At 73.1% G+C, this 24,950-nt stretch carries 28 protein-coding genes and 1 tRNA gene; 18 read left to right on the forward strand and 11 right to left on the reverse strand.

The annotated features are described in order from the left end of the window. Positions 1–58: 58 nt before the first annotated feature. The 9 genes from OP86_RS21180 (at position 59) to OP86_RS21215 (ending at position 6,608) form a co-directional block, all read left to right on the forward strand. On the forward strand, positions 59–355 hold the full coding sequence (locus OP86_RS21180; protein ID WP_033332787.1) for a hypothetical protein: 297 nt from the start codon (positions 59–61) through the stop codon (positions 353–355). 15 nt (positions 356–370) lie between these two features. Further along, on the forward strand, positions 371–544 hold the full coding sequence (locus OP86_RS37210; RefSeq protein ID WP_167344221.1) for a hypothetical protein: 174 nt from the start codon (positions 371–373) through the stop codon (positions 542–544). A 180-nt stretch (positions 545–724) separates the two neighbouring features. Continuing rightward, entirely contained in the window at positions 725–961 is a 237-nt protein-coding gene (locus OP86_RS21185; RefSeq protein ID WP_030255963.1) for a hypothetical protein, read from the forward strand. Next, positions 962–1,315, forward strand: coding sequence for a hypothetical protein (locus tag OP86_RS21190; protein ID WP_030061410.1), 354 nt, complete (start codon positions 962–964; stop codon positions 1,313–1,315). 110 nt (positions 1,316–1,425) lie between these two features. Beyond that, positions 1,426–2,043, forward strand: coding sequence for an SAM-dependent methyltransferase (locus tag OP86_RS21195; RefSeq protein ID WP_234434821.1), 618 nt, complete (start codon positions 1,426–1,428; stop codon positions 2,041–2,043). Positions 2,044–2,210: 167 nt separating this feature from the next. Beyond that, a complete protein-coding gene (locus OP86_RS21200; protein ID WP_030255971.1) occupies positions 2,211–3,146 on the forward strand; it encodes a bifunctional DNA primase/polymerase in 936 nt (311 codons plus the stop codon). 70 nt (positions 3,147–3,216) lie between these two features. After that, entirely contained in the window at positions 3,217–4,782 is a 1,566-nt protein-coding gene (locus OP86_RS21205) for a YfjI family protein (protein ID WP_234434813.1), read from the forward strand. Between the two features lie 313 nt (positions 4,783–5,095). Continuing rightward, positions 5,096–5,332 carry a helix-turn-helix domain-containing protein gene (locus tag OP86_RS36765; RefSeq protein ID WP_033332790.1) on the forward strand — a complete coding sequence of 79 codons (237 nt, stop codon included), beginning with the start codon at positions 5,096–5,098 and terminating at the stop codon, positions 5,330–5,332. A 13-nt stretch (positions 5,333–5,345) separates the two neighbouring features. Next, positions 5,346–6,608, forward strand: a complete 1,263-nt coding sequence (locus OP86_RS21215; protein ID WP_051830367.1) for a tyrosine-type recombinase/integrase — start codon at positions 5,346–5,348, stop codon at positions 6,606–6,608. Positions 6,609–6,692: 84 nt separating this feature from the next. Here OP86_RS21215 and OP86_RS21220 read toward each other — a convergent pair. The 4 genes from OP86_RS21220 to OP86_RS21235 form a co-directional block, all read right to left on the reverse strand. Beyond that, positions 6,693–6,782: transfer RNA gene (locus tag OP86_RS21220), tRNA-Ser, on the reverse strand. Between the two features lie 69 nt (positions 6,783–6,851). After that, complete coding sequence (tadA, locus tag OP86_RS21225) at positions 6,852–7,379, reverse strand: tRNA adenosine(34) deaminase TadA (protein ID WP_051830368.1); 528 nt, start codon at positions 7,377–7,379, stop codon at positions 6,852–6,854. Between the two features lie 26 nt (positions 7,380–7,405). Then, positions 7,406–7,963 carry a tRNA adenosine deaminase-associated protein gene (locus tag OP86_RS21230; RefSeq protein WP_030061392.1) on the reverse strand — a complete coding sequence of 186 codons (558 nt, stop codon included), beginning with the start codon at positions 7,961–7,963 and terminating at the stop codon, positions 7,406–7,408. Positions 7,964–8,224: 261 nt separating this feature from the next. Beyond that, the gene (locus OP86_RS21235; RefSeq protein WP_051830369.1) at positions 8,225–8,449 is read right to left on the reverse strand and encodes a hypothetical protein; all 225 of its coding nucleotides are present in this window, start codon (positions 8,447–8,449) and stop codon (positions 8,225–8,227) included. 162 nt (positions 8,450–8,611) lie between these two features. Between OP86_RS21235 and upp the strand changes: the two genes are divergently transcribed. Next, entirely contained in the window at positions 8,612–9,247 is a 636-nt protein-coding gene (upp, locus tag OP86_RS21240; RefSeq protein ID WP_030061389.1) for a uracil phosphoribosyltransferase, read from the forward strand. A gap of 69 nt (positions 9,248–9,316) precedes the next feature. Here the strand turns inward: upp and OP86_RS21245 are convergent, their stop codons facing one another. The 4 genes from OP86_RS21245 to OP86_RS21260 all read right to left on the reverse strand — a co-directional run bounded on the left by OP86_RS21245 (position 9,317) and on the right by OP86_RS21260 (position 12,891). After that, positions 9,317–10,003, reverse strand: coding sequence for a LytR C-terminal domain-containing protein (locus OP86_RS21245; RefSeq protein ID WP_030061388.1), 687 nt, complete (start codon positions 10,001–10,003; stop codon positions 9,317–9,319). 266 nt (positions 10,004–10,269) lie between these two features. After that, positions 10,270–10,566 (reverse strand): type II toxin-antitoxin system VapB family antitoxin, encoded by a 297-nt coding sequence (locus tag OP86_RS21250; protein ID WP_030061387.1) that lies wholly within the window; start codon positions 10,564–10,566, stop codon positions 10,270–10,272. Positions 10,567–10,929: 363 nt separating this feature from the next. After that, complete coding sequence (locus OP86_RS21255) at positions 10,930–12,096, reverse strand: hypothetical protein (RefSeq protein WP_030061386.1); 1,167 nt, start codon at positions 12,094–12,096, stop codon at positions 10,930–10,932. Between the two features lie 87 nt (positions 12,097–12,183). Next, positions 12,184–12,891: a rhomboid family intramembrane serine protease gene (locus OP86_RS21260; protein ID WP_030061385.1), complete on the reverse strand. Its 708-nt coding sequence runs from the start codon at positions 12,889–12,891 to the stop codon at positions 12,184–12,186. 84 nt (positions 12,892–12,975) lie between these two features. Between OP86_RS21260 and OP86_RS21265 the strand changes: the two genes are divergently transcribed. Together OP86_RS21265 and OP86_RS33735 are read left to right on the forward strand one after the other, a co-directional pair. After that, the gene (locus OP86_RS21265; RefSeq protein ID WP_030255984.1) at positions 12,976–13,494 is read left to right on the forward strand and encodes a YbhB/YbcL family Raf kinase inhibitor-like protein; all 519 of its coding nucleotides are present in this window, start codon (positions 12,976–12,978) and stop codon (positions 13,492–13,494) included. Position 13,495: 1 nt separating this feature from the next. Then, positions 13,496–14,386 carry an NHL repeat-containing protein gene (locus OP86_RS33735; protein WP_030255986.1) on the forward strand — a complete coding sequence of 297 codons (891 nt, stop codon included), beginning with the start codon at positions 13,496–13,498 and terminating at the stop codon, positions 14,384–14,386. Here OP86_RS33735 and OP86_RS21275 read toward each other — a convergent pair. Further along, positions 14,383–15,384: a helix-turn-helix transcriptional regulator gene (locus OP86_RS21275; protein WP_030255989.1), complete on the reverse strand. Its 1,002-nt coding sequence runs from the start codon at positions 15,382–15,384 to the stop codon at positions 14,383–14,385. The two genes, OP86_RS33735 and OP86_RS21275, sit on opposite strands and share 4 nt — an antisense overlap. A gap of 97 nt (positions 15,385–15,481) precedes the next feature. On the opposite strand from OP86_RS21275, the gene OP86_RS21280 reads away from it, so the two are divergent. Both OP86_RS21280 and OP86_RS21285 read left to right on the forward strand, forming a co-directional pair. Continuing rightward, positions 15,482–16,987 (forward strand): MFS transporter, encoded by a 1,506-nt coding sequence (locus OP86_RS21280; protein ID WP_030061373.1) that lies wholly within the window; start codon positions 15,482–15,484, stop codon positions 16,985–16,987. A 66-nt stretch (positions 16,988–17,053) separates the two neighbouring features. Beyond that, on the forward strand, positions 17,054–17,275 hold the full coding sequence (locus tag OP86_RS21285; RefSeq protein WP_030061371.1) for a KTSC domain-containing protein: 222 nt from the start codon (positions 17,054–17,056) through the stop codon (positions 17,273–17,275). 52 nt (positions 17,276–17,327) lie between these two features. Here the strand turns inward: OP86_RS21285 and OP86_RS21290 are convergent, their stop codons facing one another. Then, the gene (locus tag OP86_RS21290) at positions 17,328–17,972 is read right to left on the reverse strand and encodes an HhH-GPD-type base excision DNA repair protein (RefSeq protein ID WP_051830371.1); all 645 of its coding nucleotides are present in this window, start codon (positions 17,970–17,972) and stop codon (positions 17,328–17,330) included. A 717-nt stretch (positions 17,973–18,689) separates the two neighbouring features. Here OP86_RS21290 and OP86_RS35020 point away from each other — a divergent pair. From OP86_RS35020 to OP86_RS21305, 3 genes are all read left to right on the forward strand, one after another. Continuing rightward, positions 18,690–21,143 carry a terpene synthase family protein gene (locus tag OP86_RS35020; protein WP_051830372.1) on the forward strand — a complete coding sequence of 818 codons (2,454 nt, stop codon included), beginning with the start codon at positions 18,690–18,692 and terminating at the stop codon, positions 21,141–21,143. 139 nt (positions 21,144–21,282) lie between these two features. Next, positions 21,283–22,080: a VOC family protein gene (locus tag OP86_RS21300; protein WP_030060048.1), complete on the forward strand. Its 798-nt coding sequence runs from the start codon at positions 21,283–21,285 to the stop codon at positions 22,078–22,080. A gap of 69 nt (positions 22,081–22,149) precedes the next feature. After that, positions 22,150–22,653 (forward strand): DinB family protein, encoded by a 504-nt coding sequence (locus tag OP86_RS21305; RefSeq protein ID WP_051830373.1) that lies wholly within the window; start codon positions 22,150–22,152, stop codon positions 22,651–22,653. Positions 22,654–22,714: 61 nt separating this feature from the next. Here OP86_RS21305 and OP86_RS21310 read toward each other — a convergent pair whose 3' ends face one another. Then, a complete protein-coding gene (locus OP86_RS21310; RefSeq protein ID WP_078589123.1) occupies positions 22,715–23,506 on the reverse strand; it encodes an ArsR/SmtB family transcription factor in 792 nt (263 codons plus the stop codon). A 64-nt stretch (positions 23,507–23,570) separates the two neighbouring features. Here OP86_RS21310 and OP86_RS38245 point away from each other — a divergent pair, with 64 nt between their 5' ends. Then, positions 23,571–24,890: a hypothetical protein gene (locus tag OP86_RS38245; RefSeq protein ID WP_234435030.1), complete on the forward strand. Its 1,320-nt coding sequence runs from the start codon at positions 23,571–23,573 to the stop codon at positions 24,888–24,890. Positions 24,891–24,950: the final 60 nt, after the last annotated feature.

Raw genomic sequence — 24,950 nt, forward strand, 5'->3', positions numbered from 1 at the left:
CCGAGATCTACACTAGATCGCTCGTCGGCAGCGTCAGATGTGTATAAGAGACAGCCCCGTGCCGATCCACCACCCCGGACCCGTCGCCTACCTGCCCGCCCAGCACATTCCCGCCCCGCTCCCGGTGCGCGACCCGTGGCCCGCCCGCCTGCTCGCCGGCGGCGTCGGCATCGGCAGCGCCGGACTCGGCGTCGGCTTCCTGCTGCAGACCCTCGCCGCCGCCACCACCGGTCTCGGCCTGCTCGTCGCCGCCCTCGGCGTCATCTACCTCCTCAAGAACAGCAGCGGAGGAAGCGGCCGGGGCGGGCAGGGCGCCGTGAACGTGAGCGTCAACGTCACCAACCGCAACCGCTGACCCCTGGAGATCACCGTGTCCTACTGCGACGAGTGCGACGACTGGGGCTGCCCCGGTCACTACTGCGACGAATGCGCCGACGAGGACTGCCCCGGCCACGAGCTGTGCGGGGACTGCTCCGACGACATCTGCACCGAGTGCGGCGGCTGCTCCTGCAAGGACTCGTACTGCGACGGCCCGCACCGCTGACCGGCCTGCCCGACCGGCCGTGCCGCCCGGACACCGCCGCAGCCAGCGGCCGGGGCCCGGACGGTGCGGGGGACCGGCAGACCCGCTGCCGCACAACACGAAGCCCCACACCAGCCGCCTTTTCTTGGCAGAGAACCGGCCGGTGCGGGGCCGTGCATCCCTCAACGAGATGGGACCAGCATGCCCCAGTTCGACCACTCCACGCTCGTCATCGTCGACGACACCGCCGACCGGGAGAGCGCCAGCGACGGCCGCTCCCGCTACGGCGCCTACATCGCCCAGCACGCCGCCGACTTCCGCGACGACGGCGAGCTGCTCCGCCCGGTGGACTTCGCCGTCGCCGCGTGGCGCACCGCCACCAGCCCGGTCATGGCCCCCGGCTACGTCGCCGTGCGCCCCGACCTCGACCGCATCTAGGTGTACCGCGACCACGACGGCGGCGCCCAGTTCTGCGCGAAGGTCGGCCTGCGGCACAGCGCGCTCGCCCACCGTCCCACCGGGCGTCCCCTGGACTGGGAGCGCTCGCCGTGGTCCCGCCCCGGTGACCCGTGGCCCGTGCTGGTCGACCCGGAGCGCACCGACCGGCCCGCCCTGTTGGTGACCGCCACCGTGCTCCTTCCCATCCCGGACAGCATCCTCATCGCCCCCACCACGGCCCGCCCCGGCCGCACGCTCACCAGCGAGGCCAAGACCGTGGTCAGGGCCCTCGCCGAGCACGCCAACCGGCACCTCACCCGGCTCGTCGCCGACCTGCTCGGAGGCGCCCGGTGAGCGCCCCCGGCCTCTTCTCTGCGGCCCGTCCGGCCGCCGGGTGGCTGCCCGCCCGGGCCTGGAACGGGCTGACCGTCCTGGACGCCTACTGCTGCCAGGGCGGCGCCGGCATGGGCTACTACCTCGCCGGATACAACGTGCTCGGTGTCGACCTCGACGACCAGCCCCGCTACCCGTTCCCCTTCGTCCAGGCCGACGCCGTCGCCTTCATCGCCGAGCACGGGCACCTCTTCGACTTCGTCCACGCCTCCCCGCCCTGCCAGGCGCAGTCCCTGACCTGGAAGATCAACAAGCGGGAGCACCCCCGGCTCATCGCCCCCACCCGCGAGGCCCTGGAGTCCACCGGGCGCCCGTGGGTGATCGAGAACGTCATGGAAGCCCGGGGCGACCTGCGCGACCCGGTGATGCTGTGCGGGGCGGCGTTCCGCCTGCGCACCTACCGCCACCGCCTCTTCGAGCCCGGCGGCGGCCTCACCATCACCCCGCCCCCGCACCCGGCGCACACCGTCCCGAACGCGAAGATGGGCCGCCCCGTCGCCGAGGGCGAGTTCATGCACGTCGTCGGCAACTTCTCCAACGTCCCCCTCGCCCGCAGCGAAGCCGTAATGGGCATGCCCTGGGCCAGCCGCGACGGCCTGCGCGAAGCCATCCCTCCGGCCTACACCGAGCTGATCGGCTGCCAGGCCGCCGCCCGGCTCGGCGGCGGGTCCGCCGCTCGGGCCGCCTAGGACGTCCGCCGTGTCCGCCGCTCTGGACTGGCGCGACGCCTCCCACTTCGACCGCACCGGCCCGCGCCCCTGCCGCTGGTGCCGACACCCCACCCCGCTTCGAGACGAGCGGCGCAGGCCTGCGCACAAGGTCTGCGCCGAGCGCGCCGCCGAACTGGAAGGACCTGATGAACAGCAACCCGCAGATGGTGGCCGCGCTCGCGGCGGCCGAACGGGGCCAGCGGGTGTTCCCGCTGGCCCCGGGTTCGAAGTACCCGGCGCTGCATGGTGAGAACGACTGCCCCCGCACTGGCGGGTGCGAGGGCGGGCACCTCGGGTGGGAGCGCCGGGCCACCGCCGACCCCGGCGTGATCCGCCGTGCGTGGCAGGTGGCCCCGTACAACATCGGCCTCGCCTGCGGGCCGTCCGGCCTGGTGGTGGTCGACCTGGACGTGCCCAAGCACCGCCGGGACACCCCGCCCGCACGCTGGGGCGGGCAGGGCGTGACGGACGGTCGGGATGTGCTGGCCGCGCTGTGCGAGCAGCACGGCCAGTCCCTCCCGCAGACGTACGAGGTCCGCACCGGCCGGGGCGGCGCCCACCTGTACTTCGCCGCCCCCACCGGCGTGGTCCTGCGCAACACCTGCGGGGAGAAGGGCAACGGGCTCGGCTGGAAGATCGACACCCGGGCGTACGGCGGTTACGTCGTCGCCCCCGGCAGCGTCGTCAACCACCGCCCCTACACCGTCGTCAACAACACCGACCCGATCCGGCTGCCCGCGTGGCTGCTCGGCCTGCTCACCCCCAAGCCCACCCCGACGACCGTGGTGGACGCGAGCGCGGTGCGGGCCCGGATCAGGCGCCTCGGCCCTTACGTGGACACGGCCGTGGCCCGGGAGACCGCCAAGATCCGAGAGACCGGCGAGGGCGGGCGCAACGACCGGCTGTTCGCCTCCGCCGCCGCCCTCGGCCGCCTCGTTGCCTCCGGCGCGCTGCCCGAGCCGGACGCCACCGACGCCCTCCTCGGCGCGGGCCTGAAGGCCGGTCTCGGCGAGGCCGAGTGCCGGCGCACCATCGCCAACGGCCTCGCCCGTAGCGCCGGAGCGGTGGGGCGGGCCGCATGAGCAACCGTCACCCGTCCTGCGCCAAGGAAAAGCGCTTCTCCTCGGGGCATCGCCCGAGGCGGTGGGCCGCGTGACCGCCCCCGTCCCGCCGTCCGAGTCGCTGTTCACTGACGGCTGGGAGGACACCGTCCCGGCCGCGTTCGCCGCCGAGCCGCCCGCGTGGGAGGAACCGATCCCGCTCGGCCAGGCCCGCGCACTGCCCACCTTCCCCACCGACGCGCTGCCCGGGTGGCTCGGCACCATGGTCGATGCCGTGGCGGAGGAGACCCAGACCCCCACCGACCTGGCCGGCGGCATGGCCCTGGCCGCGCTGTCCACAGCCTGTGGAGGCCGAGCGGTCGTCTCCGTGCGCGGGCGCTGGCGCGAGCCGGTGAACCTCTACCTGGTCACCGCCCTCCCGCCGGGCAACCGCAAGTCCGCCGTGGTCGCCCTCATGAGCGCACCCGTCCTCGCGGTCGAGAAGACCTTGGTGGAGCGGGCCACCGCCCAGATCGCCGAGGCGGAGGTCACCTCCAAGCTCGCCCGCGCCGCCGCCGAGAAGGCCGCCCACAAGGCCGCCAACGCCGACGCGAGCGACCAGGACCGGCTCACCGCCGACGCGATCAGCCTCGCCCAGACCGCCGAACAGGCCACCGTCCCGGTCCGCCCCCAGCTCATCGCCCAGGACGTCACCGCCGAGAACGCCGCGACCCTGCTCGCCGAGCAGGGCGGGCGCCTGGCCCTGATGTCCGCCGAGGGCGGCGGCATCTTCGACATCATCGCCGGCCGCTACAGCGGCAAGCCCAACATGGACGTCTTCCTCCAAGGCCACGCCGGCGACATGCTCCGCGTCAACCGGCAGGGCCGCGAAGCCCAGTTCATCGAAGCCCCCGCCCTGACCATGGGCCTGGCCATCCAGCCGTCCGTCCTGGAGGACATCGCCAAGGTAAACGGGTTCGACGGACGCGGTCTCCTCGCCCGCTTCCTCTACGCCGTCCCCGACTCCCTGGTCGGCTACCGCAACCTGGAGCCCGACACCGTCCCGGACGAGGTGGCCGACGACTACGCGGAGAAGGTCCGCGCGCTCACCCTGGCCATGGCCGAGTGGACCGACCCCGCCGTGCTCACCCTCAGTCCCGAAGCCGCAGCCGTCATGCTGCAGCACCGCACCGACGTCGAGCACAAGCTCCGCAGGGGCGGCCCCCTGCGGCCGATCGCCGAGTGGGCCAGCAAGCTCGACGGCGCCGTCGCCCGCATCGCCGGCCTGCTCCACCTGGCCGACCACCCCAAGGACGGCTACGCGATCCCCATCAGCGCCGACACCCTCACCGCAGCCACCCGCATCGGCGCCTACTACACCGCCCACGCCCTCACCGTCTTCGACGCCATGGGCGCCGACCCCGCCCTCGTCAAGGCCCGCACCGTCCTCGCCTGGCTCCGCGCCAACCCCGCCGAGTCCGTCAGCAAGCGCGACATCTTCCGCGCCATGCCCGGGGGCGCTTTCCCCGCCGTCGCCGACCTCGACCCGGCCCTCGCCCTCCTCGAAGACCACGGCTGGATCCGCCAGGAACCCCAGCCCCCGCGTTCCGGGAAAGGCGGCCGACCGCCGTCCCCCCGCTACCAGGCCCACCCCCAGCTCACCCAGACCAGCACCTGACCCGCCGACACAACCGCCAAAACCGCCACAACCCCACCCCGCCACCACCCACCTGCGCAAACACCCGAATGGTCCCGGTGACGGAACCGGACACAAACCCCGACACAACTCACCCGCTCGACCAGGCGGGGGTTTCTGTCGGGGTTTCGAACCGGTTCCGTCACCCATCCCGCCAGTCGCAAATCCCCAGCTCAGGGCGTCAGAGAAGAGGTTCTGTCAGTTCTGGCGGTTCTGTCGGCCCGCAAGGGCCACCCACCAGCGCCCCGTGTACCCGCAATGCGCCGCTCGCCCCCTCCGCCAAGGAGTAGCCGCAGTGACCGTCACCGCCATCGGGGGCCACCCCGACTACGACCCCACCCTCGTCGCCCTCACGGTCGAAGAGGCCGCTCGCCGACTCAGCATCGGCCGCACCACCATGTACGCCCTGATCCGCGACGGCGAGATCGAGACCATCCCGATCGGCCGAGCCAGGCGCGTGCCGGCCGAGGCCGTTGTCGAGTTCACCCGCAGCCGCATGCGGAAGCACACCACCACTCCCATCGCAGCCTGAGGAGGCAGCACCCTTGGCGACCCGTCAGCCGAACGGAGCATCCAGCATCTACCAGGACAAGGACGGCAAGTGGCACGGCCGCGTGACCGTCGGCGTCAAGGACGACGGCACGCCGGACCGCCGACACGTCCGGGGGAAGACCCGGGCGGAGGTGACCAAGAAGGTTCGGGAGCTGGAGAAGAAGCGGGACGACGGCAACGTGCCGAAGGCCGGGAAGAAGTGGACCGTGGCGACGTGGCTCACCCACTGGGTGGAGAACATCGCCGCGCTGCACGTCCGGCCGAACACCCTCTCCGGGTACCGGGTGGCGGTGAACGTCCACCTGATCCCCGGGGTCGGCGCTCACCGACTGGAGAAGCTGGAGCCGGAGCACCTGGAGCGGCTCTACAAGAAAATGCAGGACAACGGCAGCAAGCCCGCCACCGCCCATCAGGCGCACCGCACTATCCGGACGGCGCTCAACCAGGCGATCCGGAGGGGGCACCTCACCCGGAACGTCGCCTCGCTGGCCGTCGCGCCCAAGGTCGAGGAAGAGGAGGTGGAGCCGTACGAGGTGGAGGAGGTGCAGGCGCTCCTCCTGGAGGCGGGCAAGAACCGGAACAGCGGGCGGTGGGCGATCGCACTGGCGCTCGGGCTTCGGCAGGGCGAGGCGCTCGGCCTCCAGTGGCGTGACATCGACCTGGAGGCGGGCACCCTGCGTGTCCGGCAGGCCCGGCAGCGGCCGAAGTACGCGCACGGCTGCTCGGAGCCGTGCGGCCGGAAGCATGCTGGCCGGTGCCCGGAGCGGGTCCGGACGAACGCGGACGCCGCGCTCACGAAGTCGAGGGCGGGGAAGCGCCTGATCGGTCTCCCGGATCAGCTGGTGAAGCTGCTCAAGCTCCACAAGGAGGAGCAGGACCGGGAGCGACTGGCCGCCCGTCAGGAATGGGTGGAAGGCGGGTGGGTCTTCGCCTCGGAGATCGGACACCCACTCATCCCCCGAACGGACTGGGACCGGTGGAAGGAACTGCTCGTCGCCGCCGGCATCCGGGACGGCCGCCTGCATGACGCTCGTCACACCGCCGGGACGATCCTGCTCCTGCTCGGCGTCCCCGAGCGGATCGTCATGGAGATCATGGGGTGGTCCAGCACCGCCATGACCCATCGGTACCAGCACGTGACGGCCCGAATCCGGCGGGACGTGGCGATGCAGATCGGCGGCCTCATCTGGGAGGTGGCCAAGGACTCCGACGACGGCGAGCAGGACGAGCCGGGCGGCACGGAGAAGGCGGCTTAACGGGTGAACTGAGACCGAAACTGAGACCGGCATGACGAAGGGCCCCGACTGTCACCAGTCGGGGCCCTTCGTTTTTCCTGCTCATGGCGGTAGCGGTGGGATTCGAACCCACGGTGGAGTTGCCCCCACACACGCTTTCGAGGCGTGCTCCTTTGGCCGCTCGGACACGCTACCGAGGGGAACTCTACCGGACGGGTGGCGCGGGAACGAAATCCGTATCGCGGTGACCGCCGGTGCGGGGGGTCAGCGGTGGGTGTCGAAGAAGGCCCGCAGTTGCTCGCCGCACTCCTCGGCGAGGACGCCCCAGATCACCTCGGGGCGGTGGTTGAGCCGGCGGTCGCGCATCACGTCGAAGAGCGAGCCGGCCGCGCCGGCCTTCTCGTCGAGGGCGCCGTAGACCACCCGGTCGATCCGGGAGAGCACGATGGCGCCGGCGCACATCGTGCAGGGCTCCAGGGTGACGACCAGTGTGCAGCCGGAGAGCCGCCACTCTCCGATCTTCGCGGCCGCCTGCCGGATCGCGACCACCTCGGCGTGCGCGGTCGGGTCGCCGACGGCCTCGCGCTCGTTGTGGCCGCGTCCGATCACCTCGCCGTCGGGGCCCAGGACGAGCGCCCCGACCGGGACGTCCCCGGTGGCCGGCGCCAGGGCGGCCTCAGCCATGGCGAGGCGCATCGGCGCCGACCAGCGGTCGCGGACCGGGTCGGGGCGGACGGGGGCGGGCAGCGGGGGGACGTACGGGAGGGGCTGCGTGGTGGATGCGGACTGCATGGCATCCAGTGTCGGGCATCCGCCCGCTACCGGACGGCCTCCAGGACCTCGCCGCAGCCCAGGGCCTCGGCGATCTCCTCCAGCGCGTCGCCCGGCACCGCGCCCTCGCCGCTGAGGGCGAGCAGCTCGTCGGAGGCCAGGCCGAACTCGGTGAGCAGGTGGGCGTCCCCGAGCGGGCCGACCGGGACGCCGCTGTGGCCGTCGGAGTCCTCGTCGTCCTGCTCCTCGGCCTCCTCGCTGTCCTCCAGCAGGTGGTCCAGGTCGCCGAACTCGCTCTCGCCGGCCTGGTCGACCAGCTCGTCGGTGAGGACGGAGCCGTAGGAGCTGCGGGCGGCGGCGGCACCGTCCGACACGAAGATGCGCGGGTCGTCCTCACCGTCCACGCGGACGATGGCGAACCAGGCGTCCTCCTGTTCGATGAAGATCAGGACGCTGTCGTCGTCCTGGGCGGAGCCGCGGGCCAGGTCGGCCAGGTCGGCCAGGGTTTCGACATCGTCGAGCTCCGTCTCGCTCACATCCCACCCGTCCTCGGTGCGAGCAAGCACTGCAGCGAAGTACGCCACCAGGGACACTCCCAAGATCATCGGTCTCGGCTGTCGGCGCGCTCGGGCAACGCGGAACACTGGCCGCCCCCGCGCCAGAGGCGGTCCGCTTGTTCGGACCGTCCCATCGGAATCGTGACAGAAAGGCCGCGTTCGCGGGGGGTGTTCGGCAGCGCGTCTTTGCAGGTCGTGTCGGAAGGACCGGGAGGTGGGGGGCGTGCCCGTGCCGGGGCGGTCCGAAGCCGGTCGAAATTTGCTCCGAACGCTCGGCGGGGCCGTTTCGGGCCCCGGACGGATGCCGTTTCAGATCCGGAAGGTTCGCATCCGCATCGCCTCGCGCATCCGCCGCTCCTTGGTCCGCCGGGGCTGGACCCGCTCCCGCAGCTCGCGGGCCTCGGTGAGCTCGCGCAGGAAGACGGCCCGCCGTTTGCGGCGCTCCGCCTCCGTCTCCGGGTGGTCGGGCGGGGGGCCCGCTCCGCCGACGGGCTCGTCCGCCGAGCCGCCCCCGGCCTTCGGGTTGCTCGTCATAAGACGTGACATTCCCAGAACCGCCCGGTTGATACCACAGGAGGCGCTTCCGTCCGGACATACGCGGCACGTCACGGCGTGTCACGACTGAGTCACCCGGTCCGCGGGCCGGGTCGGGCACGGCGTGTCGTACACCCGTCCAGACCCGGCTAACCTCGGTACATGCGTCTCCACGTCGTCGACCACCCCCTGGTCGCCCACAAGCTCTCCACCCTGCGCGACGAGCGCACCGACTCGCCGACCTTCCGTCGCCTGACCGACGAGCTGGTGACCCTCCTCGCCTACGAGGCCACCAGGGACGTCCGCACCGACGAGGTGGAGATCACCACACCTGTGGCGGTCACGCTCGGTACCCGGCTCAGCTACCCGCGCCCGCTGGTGGTGCCGATCCTGCGGGCCGGCCTCGGCATGCTGGACGGGATGACCCGCCTGCTGCCGACCGCCGAGGTCGGCTTCCTCGGGATGGTGCGCAACGAGGAGACCCTGGAGGCCTCCACGTACGCCACCCGGATGCCGGACGACCTCTCCGGCCGCCAGGTCTACGTGCTCGACCCGATGCTGGCCACCGGCGGCACCCTGGTCGCCGCGATCAGGATGCTGATCGAGCGCGGTGCCACCGACGTCACCGCCGTGGTGCTGCTGGCCGCCCCCGAGGGCGTCGAGCTGATGCAGCGGGAGCTGGCGGGCCTGCCGGTCACCGTGGTCACCGCCGCCCTGGACGAGCGGCTCAACGAGAACGGCTACATCGTTCCCGGCCTCGGCGACGCGGGCGACCGGCTGTACGGCACCGCGGGCTGAGTCCGTCCCCGACCGACCGAAGGGTCCTCCGGCGAACCGCCGGAGGACCCTTCCGTTCGTTCCGTGGCGTCAGCAGCTGCCGGTGGTGGTCGGGGTGGGGGAGGGCTTGGTGGCCAGCGCGAGGGCGGCGGCCGCCTGGGTCTCGTCCAGCAGGGCGTTGTAGCTGTCGCCGATCACGAAGTCCACGCTGGCGTCGGTGCGGGCGTCGGCGGTGACGGCGGCCCCGGCGATCTGCGAGCCGAGCAGGGTGCCGGCCCCGGCGCCGGCCGGGCCGGCGATCACCTGGGCGGTCCCGGGCACCTTCTTGTCCAGCTCGGCCGGGGCGTTGCCGACCTTGCCGATGGTGAAGCCGCGCTTCTTGAGCTCCTCCGCGGTCCGCCCGGCCAGGCCGGCCTTGGCGGTGGCGTTGTAGACGTTCACGGTGACCGTGGCGGGCTGCGGGATGGCGTGCGGGTCGCCCTGGGCGGCGGCTGCGCCGGAGGCGGCGGGGGCACCCGGGGTGGCGCCGCCCGTCGGCGCGGCCAGCGGCTTGCCGGAGGGGGTCGCGCAGGCCTGGGCGGAGGCGTTCCTGTTCCTGCCCGTGAAGATGTCGTACAGCTGCACGCCGCCGAGGGCGACCAAGGCCAGGGCGAGCAGACCGGCGAGCGCGGCGATCACCTTGCGGCTCCGCTTCGGGGGCCGGCCCAGGCGCGGGTAGGAGTTGCCGGTGATGCGGTACTGCTTCCCCTTGAGGCCTTGGGGAGTCAACATGCTCATGGTTTGTCTCCCCCTCGTACCGGGGCGGGGTCGGGATGACGGGTCGGCCGGGTGCGGGCATCCCCGGTGCGGGCGGATCCCCTGGTCGCGGCCGTAGTCAGCAGCGTAGTGCCGTACAGCCGCGAAGGTACTAAACGATCATCATCTGGAGTACCCCGGTACCCGAAAGGGGGTACCGGGGTACGAGTGGACCGCCCTCCGCCGGGTGGCGAGGGGGCGGTCCGGAAGCCTGCGGTGGGTCCGACGGGCCCTGGGGTGGCGGCCCGTCACTCCATTTCGAGGACGCGGGCGTGCAGCACCTGGCGCTGCTGCAGCGCGGCCCGCACGGCCCGGTGCAGGCCGTCCTCCAGGTAGAGGTCGCCGTGCCACTTCACCACGTGGGCGAAGAGGTCCCCGTAGAAGGTCGAGTCCTCGGCCAGCAGGGTTTCGAGGTCGAGTTGGCCCTTGGTGGTCACCAGCTGGTCGAGCCGCACCGGACGCGGGGCGACGTCAGCCCACTGTCGGGTGCTCGTCCGGCCGTGATCCGGGTACGGCCGCCCATTGCCGATGCGCTTGAAGATCACACGGAAAGCCTACCGTTTGGGCGGCGGATGGCGCAGCAGCCGCGAGGCCGCCACGCGTACCGGTGTGAACTGCCGGTGGACGAATGCGGCTGTTTGATGGGAAATGTCGCGAAGATCGCCCGGTGCGGACCGGGCTCCGGTTCCGATGGCGAAGTGTTCCGAAGCGTTCCGAAGCGTTCCGATGCGTTCCAAAGCGTTCCGAAGCGCTCTGGTCCGTCCGGGAGTGTGCACCGATGTCCTCCGCCCCCACCCCCGCGGCCGTCCGGGAGATCGCCGACGGGTACGCCTTCACCGGGCCCGCCCCCGCGCAGCCTGTTCGGGACGTCCAAGCGGCGGCGGTGACCGGGCTCCGAGGGGGGCGGTTCAGCCGGAGAGAGCGGTGCCGATCCGGTCCAGGGAGGACAGGCGCATCAGCCCGTAGTGGTAGAACTCGACCTCGGGGACGCCGAGTTCGCGCAGCATGGCGATCTTGGCGGCGAGGTTCTCCGGGCCGTCGCAGTCGGAGGACATCGGGCGCAGGATCACCGCCATGTCCTGCGGGCGGACACCGTGCAGGGCGAAGGCGGCGATCTTCTCCCGGACGGCCTCCGGCGTCCTGGCGTAGCCGAGCGTCTCGATCTGGTCGGCGGCCCCGGCGAGGGCGGGCAGGTCGATGCCGGAGAGCCAGCCCTTGCCGGGGCCGCCGCCGTCCATGAAGCTCAGCCGCATGCCGTGGCGGCGGGCCTGCTCGGACAGGTCGGCGGCCAGCGAGGTGACGGTGGCGGCGGAGGCGTCGACGTACGCGGCGAAGGCGCCGTCGGCGAGGGCGCTCAGGTCGGCGGGCTCGGCGGCGGCGGACTCCTCGGCCAGTCGGCGGCGCAGCTCGGTGCGGACGGCCTCGGCCGCCTCCTCGGCCGGGACGCCGGCGCGGGTGGCGGCGGCGCGGCAGTGCGGGCAGAAGCAGACACCGAGCAGGGCCTCGGCGGTCGCGCCCAGCTCCTCGAAGTAGCGCTCGTGGTGGTAGCCGTGGCGCAGCCCGTGGAAGTGCAGCGACTCGGCGCGGATCGCGTCCACGCCGTACCGGGCCAGCTCGGCGACCAGGGTCAGCGCGTACTCGCGGACCTCCGGGTGCGCCGGGCAGAGCTCGGTGAGGTGGCGGTCGCCGAAGGCGTTGGCCGGGGCGCAGTCCGGGTGGGCGAAGCCGAGCCGGTCGTTGTGGCAGAACACCGTCCAGGCGTGCAGCTTCAGGCCGCGCCGGCGGGCCTCGTCGGCGGCCTCGGCGAAGGGGTCGTGGGCGCCGAGGGCGGTGGACGGCACGGGTGCCAGGCGGCGGCCCCGCCAGGCGTCCGGGTCGGGGCGGAAGTACGCCGCGCCCGGCTCCAGGTAGCGGATCACCCGGCGGGGGTTGTGCGGGAAGACGTCGCGGGCCTCGTGGTAGACGGAGGCGAGGGTGACACCGCCGACCCCGGCGCGGTCGGTGAGGTTGCCGAAGAAGGTGTCGGCGCCCTCGTCGAGCAGGTCGGTGGCGAAGGCGAGGACGGACGACTCCACGGTGCGGCTCCGGGGCTGGGAACAGGTGCGCTGTTCACGCTAGCCGCGGGGGTGGGGATGGTCTATACCTGATGCTCCCGGCGGGTCTCACAGGCCCAGGTCGTCGAGCTCCTTGAGCAGGGCGGCGTTGGGGCTGTCCGGGGCGGCGGTGGTGGTGGGGGCGGGGTTCGCCGGCGCGGCGGCGCGCGGGGCGCGGTTGCGGAAGATCCAGGCGCCGGCCAGGCCGCCGATCAGACCGCCGAGGTGGGCGGACCAGCTGATGCCCGGGGCGACGCCGGGCAGGGCGCTGGTGACCATGTAGGCGAAGGAGGCGCCGAGGACGACGCCGATCAGGGTGTCCACCAGGTTGCGGTCGAAGACCCCGCGCAGCACCACGTAGCCGAAGTAGCCGAACACCACGCCGCTGGCCCCGGCGCCGACCGAGTTCGGGGGGTCGAAGACCCAGGCGGTCAGCTCGCTGGTCAGCGCCACCAGCAGGGTGAGGCCGAGGAACTTCTTCACCCCGCGGTAGGCCGCCAGGAAGCCGAAGACGAACAGCGGGCCGGAGTTGGCCTCCAGGTGGGCCCAGTTCCAGTGCAGGAAGGGCGCGGTGACGATGTTCGGCAGCCGGCCCGGATCCTGCGGGACGACGCCGAACCGTCGGCCGAGGTCGTAGTCGTCCATCCAGTTCACCAGCTGGATCAACCAGATCGCGGCCAGCACCCCGACCATGGTGAAGAGCGCCCGGCGGGCGTCGGCGATCATCTGGGCGGGGTCGAGCGTGGTCGCCGCGCGGCTGGGGTCGTTCGAGGCCATGACGCCGACTGTAGGGGCCGCCGGATCGGCCGTGCACCCCATTACAGTGACCCGTGTCATTCCGACTGTGAGAGGTGGCCACCCATGACTGTTCGCCCGCCGCTGCCGTACGAGTTCCTGCCGCAGGTGCCGTCCTTCGAGCTGAGCAGTCAGGACATCACCGAAGGCGGCACGCTGGCCCGGGAGTTCATCCACGGCGGCGGCAACCTCTCGCCGCAGCTGGCCTGGTCGGGCCTGCCGGAGGGCACCCGCGGCCTCGCCGTCACCTGCTACGACCCGGACGCGCCCACCGGCTCCGGCTGGTGGCACTGGCTCGCCCTCGACCTGCCCGCCGACACCGCCGAGCTGCCGCGCGGCGCCGGCTCCTCGGACGGGAGCCTGCCGGGCGCGGCCTCCTTCCACGGGCGCAACGACTTCCCGAGCAACAAGTACGACGGCGCCGCCCCGCCGCCCGGCGCCCCGCACCGCTACGTCTTCGCCGTCCACGCCCTGGACGTGGAGAAGCTGGACGTCACCGCCGACACCCCGCCGGCCCAGGTCGGCTTCCACCTCACCTTCCACACCCTCGGCCGGGCGCTGCTGACCGCCGAGTACGGGGTCTGACGTGTCGATACCCGGCCGTCCGGTCGAGGTCTGGCGGCTGCCCGAGGAGGAGTGGCGGGCCGGCCGCCGGGCCCTGACCTGGACGGTCGGGCCGGACGGGGAGCTGGCCGTCCTGGTGGTGCCGGAGCGGTACGCGGCGCCGGCCGGGTCGTGGCCGTACGCCGCGCTGCCGTTCGACGGCGAGGTGGTGGTGCACGGCCCGCAGGGCGGGTGGCGGGTGCCGCTCGAAGGAGTCGGCGTCTCGCCGGACCTGCTGGCGCTGCTGCCGGGCGGGCGGGTGCTGCTGGCCGGCCGCCGCGCCGACGAACTGCCGGACGGGTGGGAACGCAACGGCCTGCTGTTCGGGCCGGCCGGCCGGCCCGGCCGGGAACTCCAACTCGGCGACGACGTCCAGGCGTTGATCACCGACCGGGACGGCCGGATCTGGCTGTCCTTCGGGGACGAGGGTACCTACGGCGACAACCCGATCGGCCGGTACGGTCTGGCCGGGCTGGACACCACCGGACGGATCGTCTGGCGGCCGGCGCCCGGGGACCTGCCCGACCACCCGCTGGAGGGCCTGGCCGCCGCCACCGAGGGACGGCGGACCTGGCTGGCCTGGTACGGGGAGAACAGCCACCTCACCGGGATCGACCCCACCGCCGGGAAGCCGGTCGCCATGCGGCTGCCGACCCGGCAACCGGTGGGCTTCGCGATCGCCGGGGACCGGGCCGTGTTCCTGCAGCCCGACGGCGAGTTGATCCGGTGCGAACGGGAGAGTCGCAAGGGCTGGCGGGAGGTCCGCCGGCAGCGGGTGGGCGTCCTCGGGGAGCTCGACCGGGGGCGCGCGTACGGCCGGGACGGCGTGCTCTGGTTCCGGTCCGGCAACGGCTGGTACCGGGTCGAAGCCTAGGCGTTCCGACCGGGGTGCTCGGTCGAGGCCTGGCCCGGCTGCGCGGCCGCCCGGGTGGCGCGTTCGGCGAGGGTGCGCAGGTGTTCGCGCAGTTCCGGGGGCTCGTGCACCTCGAACTCGCAGTCCAGCATCAGCAGTCCGGCCGCCAGCCACTTCAGGGAGTCCGCCCGGGAGCGCAGGCGGCAGCTGTGGTCGTCGATCGGCTCGATCTCGTAGTCCCCGGTCCAGGGCATCCAGCCGTCGACCTCGGCGGCGGAGCGGTGGACGGTGGCCACCATGGTGTGGGCCCGCGACTGGCGGCGCAGTCTGCTCGCGACGAACACGGCGGCGTCCTCGGCGGGGAGCGGGCGCGGGGTGAAGCGGGCGCCGGTGGCGAAGGGTTCGCTCAGCCGGTCGACCCGGAAGAGCCGCCAGTCCTCGCGGTCCAGGTCGTAGCCGATCAGGTACCAGCGGCGTCCGGTCGAGACGAGGCGCTCGGGCTCGACGTTGCGCCGGGTCTCGGCGCCGTCGCGGGCCCGGTAGGCGAACCGCAGGCGTTCGTGGTTGGTGACGGCGCCTGCGAGCAGGGTGAGCTCCTCCGGGTCGACGGTCGGGCCGTCCCCGGTGAGCAGCGGCACGGTGGCGCTGTTGAGCGTCCCGACCCGGTGCCGCAGCCGGGCCGGCAGCACCTGGAGCAGTTTGCCGAGCGCCCGTACCGAGGCCTCCTCGATGCCGACCACCGCGTGCCCGGCCGCGGCCCGCAGGCCGACGGCGATGGCCACCGCCTCCTCGTCGTCCAGCAGCAGCGGCGGCATCGCGGTGCCCGCGACCAGCCGGTAGCCGCCGTCCGCGCCCATGGTGGCCTGCACCGGGTAGCCGAGTTCGCGCAGCCGGTCGATGTCGCGCCGGATGGTGCGGGGGCTGACGCCGAGCCGCTCGGCGAGTTCGCTGCCGGGCCACTCGCGCGGGGTCTGCAGCAGGGACAGCAGGTTCAGCAGACGTGCCGGGGTGTCGCTCATGCCGTCCAGCATGCCCGAGGAACTGGGACAGGATCTGACCTAGATGGCCCGTACCGTCGTGCTCGTGGACAAGGCGGACAAGAGCGAGGAGCACGGAATGGGCGCGGCGACAGCCGACCGGCGGAGGTGGATCGCGCTGGCGATCGTGATGGTGGCCTCCTTCATGGACCTGGTGGACGTCACCATCGTCAACATCGCCATCCCCAGCATCCAGGCGGACACCGGCGCCTCCTTCAGCGCCGTGCAGTGGGTCACCGGCGGCTACGCCCTGGCCTTCGCGATCGGCCTGATCACCGGCGGGCGGCTGGGCGACATCTACGGCCGCAAGCGGCTGTTCCTGATCGGGATCGGCGGCTTCACGGCGGCCTCCGCGCTCTGCGGGCTGGCCTCCGGCCCGGAGATGCTGGTCGCGACGCGGCTGCTGCAGGGCGGGACGGCGGCGCTGATGGTGCCGCAGGTGCTGTCGATCATCCACGCGACCTTCCCGGCGGAGGAGCGCGGCAAGGTGTTCGGCATGTTCGGCGCGGTGGTCGGGCTGGGCGCCGTATCCGGTCCGATGATCGGGGCGCTGCTCACCGAGTGGGACCTGTTCGGCCTGGCCTGGCGGCCGATCTTCCTGATCAACCTGCCCGTCGGCATCGCCGGCCTGCTGCTCGGACGCCGCTTCATCGACGAGTCCAAGGCCGACCAGGCGCTCAAGCTCGACCTGGTCGGCGTGGCCCTGGCCAGCCTCGGCCTGCTGATGCTGATCTACCCGCTGACGCACGGGCGCGAGGCCGGCTGGCCGCTCTGGGGGTACCTGTCGATGGTCGGCAGCCTGCCGGTGTTCGCGCTCTTCGTCGCGTACGAGAAGGTCAAGACCCGGCGGGACGGCTCGCCGCTGGTGGAGCTGGCGCTGTTCCGGGTGAAGTCCTTCGCGGCCGGGATCTGCGTGCAGCTGGCCTTCGGCGTGGCGCTGGGCATCTTCTTCCTGGTCTGGACCCTCTACATGCAGGTCGGCCTGGGCTGGAGCCCGCTCAAGGCCGGCGCGACCGGCATCCCGTTCTCCATCGCCGTCTCCACGGCGGCCGGACTGTCGGTGCAGAAGCTGGTGCCGCGGTTCGGGCGGAAGGTGCTGCAGGCGGGGGCGCTGGTGATGGCGGCCGGCGTGCTCACCTACATCTGGGAGGCGGACCGGTACGGGACGGCGATCACGCCCTGGCAGATGGCGCTGCCGCTGGTGGTGATGGGCCTCGGCATGGGGCTGATCGTCGCGCCGATCACGGACGCGGTGCTGGCGGAGGTGCCGCGTGAGCACGCCGGTTCGGCGTCCGGGCTGATCAACACCGTCCAGCAGGTGGGGAACGCGCTCGGGCTCGGCCTGGTGTCGGTCGCCTTCTTCGGGGCGATGGACGACGTGGTCGCGCCGGAGGCGGTCGGGACGGCGTTCGGCGGGGCCTTCGTGCACGCGCTGTGGTGGGTCGTGGGCGTGCTGGTGGCGGTGTTCCTGCTGATGCTCGCGCTGCCCGCGCGGCGCAAGGCGGTCGGCGCGGGTGCGGGTGCGGTGGCGGAGGGGGACGCTGCGGAGGATGCGGCGGGGGAGCGGGAGACCGCTCTGGTCTGACGTCGCGCCGTTCTGCCGGGCCCCGGTCGCCCTGCGCGGCCGGGGCCTCCGTCGCACACTGGGGCGATGGACCGTACCGCGGTGGACTCCTCGGTGCTGCGCTCGGTCGGCTACGACCCGGCGGCGCGGCAGCTGGAGCTGGAGTTCACCGGCGGACGCCTGTACGTCTACGAGGACGTACCCGCCCGGGTGCACCGGGAGTTGCTGGCGGCGCCGAGCCACGGGCGGTACTTCGTCCGGCGGATCCGCGGGCGGTACGCCTACCGGCGCTCGGGGACCAGTCGGTAGCCGCTGCCGGCCGGGAGGTGCGCCCGGTGGGGCGGGCGGGAGCAACCGGTTCTCAGCGCACGCCGGTCGGGGCGGGCGAGGCCGTCGTACGGCCGACGGTGCGCGGCTTGGCGGCCGCCTTGGCCTCCTTCGCGGCGCGCTTCATCTCCTGCTTGAACTCCCGTACCAGGGTGAGGGATTCGGGGCCGGTGATGTCGGCGACCGAGCGGTGCGCGCCCTCCTCGCCGTACGCGCCGGCGGCCTCGCGCCAGCCCTCGGGCCGTACGCCGTACTGCTTGCCGAGCAGGGCGAGGAAGATCTGCGACTTCTGCTTGCCGAAGCCGGGCAGGGCGTTCAGGCGGCTCAGCAGCTCCTTGCCGGTGCGCACGTTCTTCCACAGCGCGGCGGCCTCGCCGTCGTACTGCGCGACGAGGAACTGGCAGAGCTGCTGGACCCGTTTGGCCATCGCGGCCGGGTAGCGGTGGACGGCGGGTTTCGCGGACAGGAGCGCGACGAACTCCTCCGGGTTGTAGGTGGCGATCTCGTGGGCGTCCAGGTCGTCCCGGCCGAGGCGCTGCGCGATGGTCAGCGGGCCGGTGAACGCCCACTCCATCGGCACCTGTTGGTCGAGCAGCATGCCGACGAGCGCGGCGAGTGCACTCCGTCCGAGCAGTTCGTCGGCCTCGGGCTGCTGTGCGAGCCGAACGGTGACGTTCATGGGCTTGCCCTCCTCGGAGTTGACGTCGGGTCGGCGCCCAGTCTGGTGGACGCGACCTTGGCGGAGGCGGTCAACACGCCCGTACCGGGGGAACTCTTGGTGTTCCAAGCCTTGCCGTGCTTGCTTTGTTCGTTGGCAGAGCGATTGTTGAAGATTCGCAGGGGTGGTGCGGAATATTTTTTGCCCGCGTTTTGGCCGCGGCTGTCACATCCGTCGCGGGCTGCGGGTCAGAGGGGTGTCGAACCGAACAGCCACCGAATGGGGAGCACTTCAATGACCGTCGCCCACATCGTCGTCACCATCCTCGGCGCCCTCATGGTCGGCTTCTCGGCGTACTCGGTCTTCGCCGGCGCCGAGTACGGGCCCTCGGACTGGCGGCCTGAACGCCGGCGCACACCGGTCACAGCGCAGGGGCGGACCCGATGGGGGTCCGCCCCTGCGGCGTTGGGGTCGGGGTCGGCGGGTGGTGCGGGGTGGGGACGGGGCGTGTGGGGGTGGGGGTGCGCTCGGCTGGGTGGGTGGTTGTGGTGGGGCGGACGGGGTGGGGGAGGGGGGTCGTCCGTACGATCCGGGGCCGGGTGATCGCTCGGGTGGCAGTTCGAGCTGGGGTTCGAGCGGGTTGGTCATCTCATATGACTGTTTCTGTTGTGCCGGTGTGGCGCCCGGGGTGCGGGTCATTCTTGGTCCAATCGACGCGTCCAGAAAGGCTCGCCCGCCGTGACCCAGCCGTTCGAACTGCCGTCCTTCTACGTGCCGCACCCGGCACGCCTCAACCCCCACCTGGACGAGGCGCGGGCCCATTCCACCGACTGGGCCCGGGAGATGGGCATGTTGGAGGGCTCCGGAATCTGGGACCAGGCCGACCTGGATGCGCACGACTACGGCCTGCTCTGCGCCTACACCCACCCCGACGCCTCCGCCGAGGCGCTGTCGCTGGTGACTGACTGGTACGTCTGGGTCTTCTTCTTCGACGACCACTTCCTCGACATGTACAAGCGCACCAACGACCGCGAGGCGGGCAAGGCGCACCTCGACCGGCTGCCGCTGTTCATGCCGGCCGACCCGGCCACCCCGATGCCGGAACCGGAGAACCCGGTCGAGGCGGGCCTGGCCGACCTGTGGCGGCGCACCGTGCCGGCGATGGGCGAGGACTGGCGGCGCCGGTTCGCCGAGAGCACCCGCAACCTGCTCGACGAGTCGCTCTGGGAGCTCGCCAACATCGACGCCGGCCGGGTGGCCAACCCGGTCGAGTACATCGAGATGCGCCGCAAGGTCGGCGGTGCGCCGTGGTCCGCCCAGCTGGTCGAGTACGCGGCCGGCGCCGAGGTGCCGAAGGAGGTGTCGGGCTCGCGCGCGCTGCGGGTGCTGATGGACGCCTTCTCCGACGGCGTGCACCTGCGCAACGACATCTTCTCGTACCAGCGGGAGGTGGAGGACGAGGGGGAGTTGAGCAACGGCATCCTGGTGCTGGAGCGCTTCCTGGAGTGCAGCACCCAGGAGGCCGCCGACGCGGTCAACGACCTGCTCACCTCGCGGCTCCAGCAGTTCGAGAACACCGTGTTCACCGAACTCCCGGTGCTGTTCGCGGAGACCGGGATCGGCCCGGAGGGCCGGGCGAAGGTCATGGCGTACGTCAAGGGGCTGCAGGACTGGCAGTCCGGCGGGCACGAGTGGCACATGCGCTCCAGCCGGTACATGAACGGCGGCGGGGCGGCGGCGGGTTCGGCCGGTGAGGTGGCGCCCGGCTCGGGCGGGGCGCTGCCGGGGCTGCCGGGGCTGCCGGGTTCCGGCAACTGGTGGGACCAGTACGCGATCGGCGGGATCGGCACCTCGGCGCTGGACATCCTGCGCAGCAGGGCGACGGCCGGTGGGACGGCGGAGAGGAAGGATGCGGAGGGCGCGGCGGGCTCGGCGGTGAAGGCCGGGGCGGGACCGGCCGAGCGGCGGGCGCGCTCGCACGGGCACGTGCCGTACCAGGCCGTCGGACCGTCCCGACTGCCCGAGTTCAGGCTGCCGTTCGCGCTGTCGCTCAGCCCGCACCTGGACGGCGCCCGGGAGCGGGTGGTCGAGTGGGCCGGGCGGATGGGCCTGCTGGAGGCGGACCCGGCCATCCCCGGATCCGGCATCTGGGACGCCGAGTCGATGCGCGACTACGACCTCGCGCTCTGCGCGGCCGGCATCCACCCGGACGCCACCGCCGACCAACTCGACATCGACACCGCCTGGTTGGCCTGGGGCACCTGGGCCGACGACTACTACCCGGCGGTCTTCGGCCGCACCCGCGACCTGACCGGCGCCAAGCGCGCCAACGAGCGGCTGGCGCTGTTCATGCCGGTGGACGGCAGCCCCGCGCCGGAGCCCGCCAACGCGCTGGAACGCGGCCTCGCCGACATCTGGGAGCGCACCGCCGGCCCGATGACCGTCGAGGCCAGGGGCCAGTTCCGCAAGACCGTCGAGGACATGACGGCGAGCTGGATCTGGGAGCTCGCCAACGCGATCCAGCACCGCATCCCGGACCCGGTGGACTACCTGGAGATGCGCCGCGCGACCTTCGGCTCCGACCTCACCGCGAGCCTCTGCCGCCTCGGCCACGGCCAGACCGTGCCCGCGGAGGTGTACCGGCACGGCTCGATGCGTGCGCTGGAGCACTCCGCCATGGACTACGCGGCCATGATGAACGACCTCTTCTCGTACCAGAAGGAGGTCGAGTACGAGGGGGAGCTGCACAACGTCGTCCTGGTGGTGCAGAACTTCTTCGGCTGCGACTACCCGGCGGCCGTCCGGATCGTCGACGACCTGATGCACTCGCGGCTGGGCCAGTTCCAGCACGTCGTGGCGAAGGAACTCCCGGTCATGTACGAGGACTTCGGGCTGGACCCGGCGGCCCGGGAGACGCTCGACGGGTACGTGAAGGAACTGGAGAACTGGCTCGCGGGCATCCTGAGTTGGCACGAGGGCTGCCGCCGGTACACCGAGGAGGACCTGCGACGGCACTTCGGCGCCGAGCGGGACCTGGCGGCGGCGGTGGAGGCCCGGCGGGCGGGGGCGGTGGGTTCGGCAGCTCCGGCGAGGGCGGCAGGTTCGGTGGGTCCGGCGGTTCGGCTCGGCCCGACCGGTCTGGGCACGGCCTCGCTGCGGCCGCCGCTGAGCGGGGCGGTGCCGAAGCACTGAGCGGTCGGCGTACGAGGGCACCCGGCGCACCCGTGCGGTCATCCCGCGCGGGTGCGCCGCGTCGTGGCTAGGCTGGCGAGTCGGGGGCCGCGCGTGCGCCTTCCGGCGCGCGCACTTCGCCACGGACGAGGGCTGAGAGATGGCTGCGCTACCTGAGGGCACACCCTGTTGGGCCGACGCGATGTTCACCGACGTGGAGGGCGCGAAGGCCTTCTACGGTGACGTGCTGGGCTGGACCTTCGGCGAGAGCTCCTCGGAGTTCGGCAACTACACGCAGGCGTACTCCGACGGCAAGGCGGTCGCCGCGGTCGTCCCGCCGATGCCCGGCGAGCAGGTGCAGTCCGCCTGGTGCCTGTACCTCGCCTCGCCGGACGCCGGCGCCACCGCCGCGCGGATCCGCGCCAACGGCGGCGAGGTGGTCATGGGGCCGATGCAGGTCGGGGACTTCGGCACGATGGTGATCGCCAAGGACCCGGGCGGTGTCGTGTTCGGCGTCTGGCAGGCCGGGCGCCACGCGGGCTTCGAGAAGCAGGGCGAGCCCGGGGCGTACAGCTGGGCCGAACTGGTCACCCGCGAGCCGGCGAAGGCGGACGCCTTCTTCCCGGCGGTCTTCCCGTACGGCGTGAAGAAGATGGACTCCGAGGAGTTCGACTACCGGATGTTCCAGATCGGCGACCGGCCGGTGCTGGGCCGGATGGGTGCGGAGGGCGACTTCCTGCCGCCCGAGGCGCCCTCGTACGTCAGCGTCTACTTCGCCGTGGACGACACCGACGCCGCGATCGATCGGCTGACGGCGCGCGGCGGCAAGGTCTACTTCGGGCCGATGGACAGTCCTTTCGGCCGATTCGCGGCGGTCGGCGACCCGCAGGGCGCGGCTTTCGGGATCATCGACCTCGGACGGACGGTCGGCGAGCAGCCGAACACGGTGGACGTGTGACGGGTCCGTTCGACGGGGTCCGCGTGACGGGGTCCGTGTGACGGGGGTGCGACCGATGAGGAGCAGTTGATGGGCGAGCGCGAGGACCTGGTCGAGACGCTGGACAAGCACCGCGGCCTGTTGCGGCGCACCGTGCGCGACCTCACCGACGCGCAGGCGGCCGAGCGCACCACGGTCAGCGAGCTGTGCCTGGGCGGGCTGCTCAAGCACGTGGCGGCCGTCGAGGCGCGCTGGTCCCGGTTCATGACCGGCGGTGCGGAGGCGATGCGGGCCGGGGACAGCAACCAGGGCGGGGCCGACGCGTGGGCGGCCCAGTTCCGGATGGCGGAGGGCGAGACGCTGGCCGGGCTGCTCGCGGAGTACGAGCGGGTGGCGCGCGGGACGGACGAGCTGATCCGGACCCTGCCCGACCTCGACCTCGCCCACCCGCTGCCGTCGGCGCCGTGGTTCCCGCCGGGTACGGCCTGGTCGGTCCGGCGGGTGCTGTTGCACGTGATCGCGGAGACCGCGCAGCACGCCGGGCACGCGGACATCATCCGGGAGTCGCTGGACGGGGCGAAGTCGATGGGGTGAGGCGGACGGGCCGGGGGTCGGGGGAGGGGAGCGGGAGCCGGGGGGCCGGGAGCGGGCGGCGTCAGGGGACGTCCACGCCGAGGAGTTCGTGCAGCGCCCGGCCGCCGTCCGGGGTGACCCGCAGGGCCCGGCCGGAGCCGATCCGCTCGACCCAGGCGCGGTCCAGGGCGGTCCGGCAGAGCGCCTCGCCCAGCGCCCCGCCGACATGGTTGCGGCGCTCCGTCCAGTCCAGGCAGTTGCGCACCACCGGGCGCCCGCCGCGGCGGCCCGTGCGCGGCGGCAGCTCGATCGCCTGGGCGGCCAGCCAGGCCCGGCCGCGTTCGGTGACGGCGAGCCCGGTGTCCTCGGCGATCAGGCCACGGTTGAGCAGTGCGTCGGCGACGGCCACGCCGAGGCGGCCGGCCAGGTGGTCGTAGCAGGTCCGGGCGCGGGCCTCGGCACTCAGCCGACCGGCCTCGGCCAGGGTGCGGGGCGGGCGGGTGCCGGTGCCGCCGGACTCGGCGAAGGCGGTGAGGTCCTCCAGCAGGGTGGCCACCGCGGGCGTGGCCAGCCGGACGTACCGGTGCCGGCCCTGCCGCTCCTCGGCCAGCAGTCCGCCCGCGATCAGCCGGGACAGGTGCTCGCTGGCCGTGGACGGCGCCACGCGCGCGTACCGGGCCAGTTCACCGGACGTCCAGGCGCGGCCGTCGAGCAGTGCGTCGCAGAAGGCGGCGCGGGTGGGGTCGGCGAGCAGGGCGGCGAGGGCGGCGAGCGAGCTGCCGCCGTGGTCGGCGGCCCGGGGCGGGCGAGGGGTGGAGCGGGGCGGGCGCGGGCGGGACTGGGCGGAGCCGGCGGGGCGGGGTTGCGAGGGCATGGCTCCATCGTCGCCCCGGCACAGTTCGGCGGGGGCCGAAACGAGCCGGGGCCACGATGGCGGCATGAGCGAACCGACGGTGGCCTCCGGCTCCGCAACCCTGACCTTCTCCCGCTACGACGACGTCACGGCGGCCCTGGCCGACCCGGCGTTGGTCCCGCTGCCGGCGGCGCCCGTGGGCGCCGGTGCGCCCGCCGGGATGGCCTGGTTGCGGGCCTCCGTCGCCCGGTTCTCCTCGGGCGAGCCGCACGCCCGGCGCCGGGCGCTGGTCCTGGCCGACCTGGAACGGCTGGACCCGGCCGCGCTGCGGGTGGCCGCGGCGGGCGGCTTCGACCCCGACGTACGGCTGCGGGTGGTCCGGGTCCTCGCGGCGGCACTCGGCCTGGCCGACCCGGAGGCCGTGGCGCGGGACGTCGCGACAGTGGCCCGGGCGTACTTCGCGGACGCGTCGGGCGGACCGGAGGACCCCGAGGCGGACGCGGCGGTGGCCCGGCTGCTGCCCGCCATGGGCGACCCGGATGAGGAGACGGCTGCCAACCGGATCGGCCTGCTCGTCCAGGCCTGCGATGCCACCGCCGCCCTGGTCGAGGCCGCCCGCCGGAACGGGTGCGGAGCGGACGTCGTGCTGCGGGAGGACCCGCCGGTGCGGGCGATGCGCCGCCTCGCCGCCCGGGCGACCGCAGTCGGCGGGGTCGCCGTGCCGGCCGGGACGCACGTGGTGCTGGACATCGCGGCCGCGCAGCCGGAAGCGCCGGACGGCGTGGCGCTCACCTTCGGCGCGCCGCCCAGGGCCTGCCCGGGGCGCTCGCACGCGTTGGTCATCGCGGAAGGCATCCTGTTCGGGGCCTCCGATCCTGCGGACCTGGATTCGGTGGATGCCGATGAGGCAGGCGGGAGGGGCGTCGACAAGGCGGAACTCGCCATGCTGGTACCGGAGATGGTCGACCACGTGCTCACCCTGGCCGCCACCTGGACGGCCTGGGACGGCCGCCCGGTCGTCAACGCCGACGGACGGACGTACACGCCGCACAAGGCGGTTCGCCGCGTCACCGACCATCTCCTCGACCACCTGGCCGAGTTGGACGCCCGGCTGGCCGGCGAACCGACCGAGCCCGACCACTGGCACGCCTCCAACGTCACCACCCCGGCCGACCTCGCCCCGTTCACCGCCGCCGACCTCGACGAGGCCCGCAGCCGCCTCACCCGGCTGGCCGTGATCTGGGCCCGCCGGGTGGCCGCCCTGCCGGACGCGTACCTGGACGACTCGCCGGGGACGGGCTGGAGCTTCCGGCGGATCGTCCGCCACGTCGCCGGGTCCGGGTACTACGCGGACTCCGTGGGGGACCTGCGGCCGGCGGGGCCCGTGGCCGAGGGGGCCGTATGAACCCAGCAGCGCGCAGGAACCCCGCAGGCCGTACGAACCCCGCAGGCCGCAGGAACCCCG

The organism is Streptomyces novaecaesareae (assembly GCF_000716875.1).
GTDB classification, from domain to species: Bacteria; Actinomycetota; Actinomycetes; order Streptomycetales; family Streptomycetaceae; genus Kitasatospora; species Kitasatospora novaecaesareae.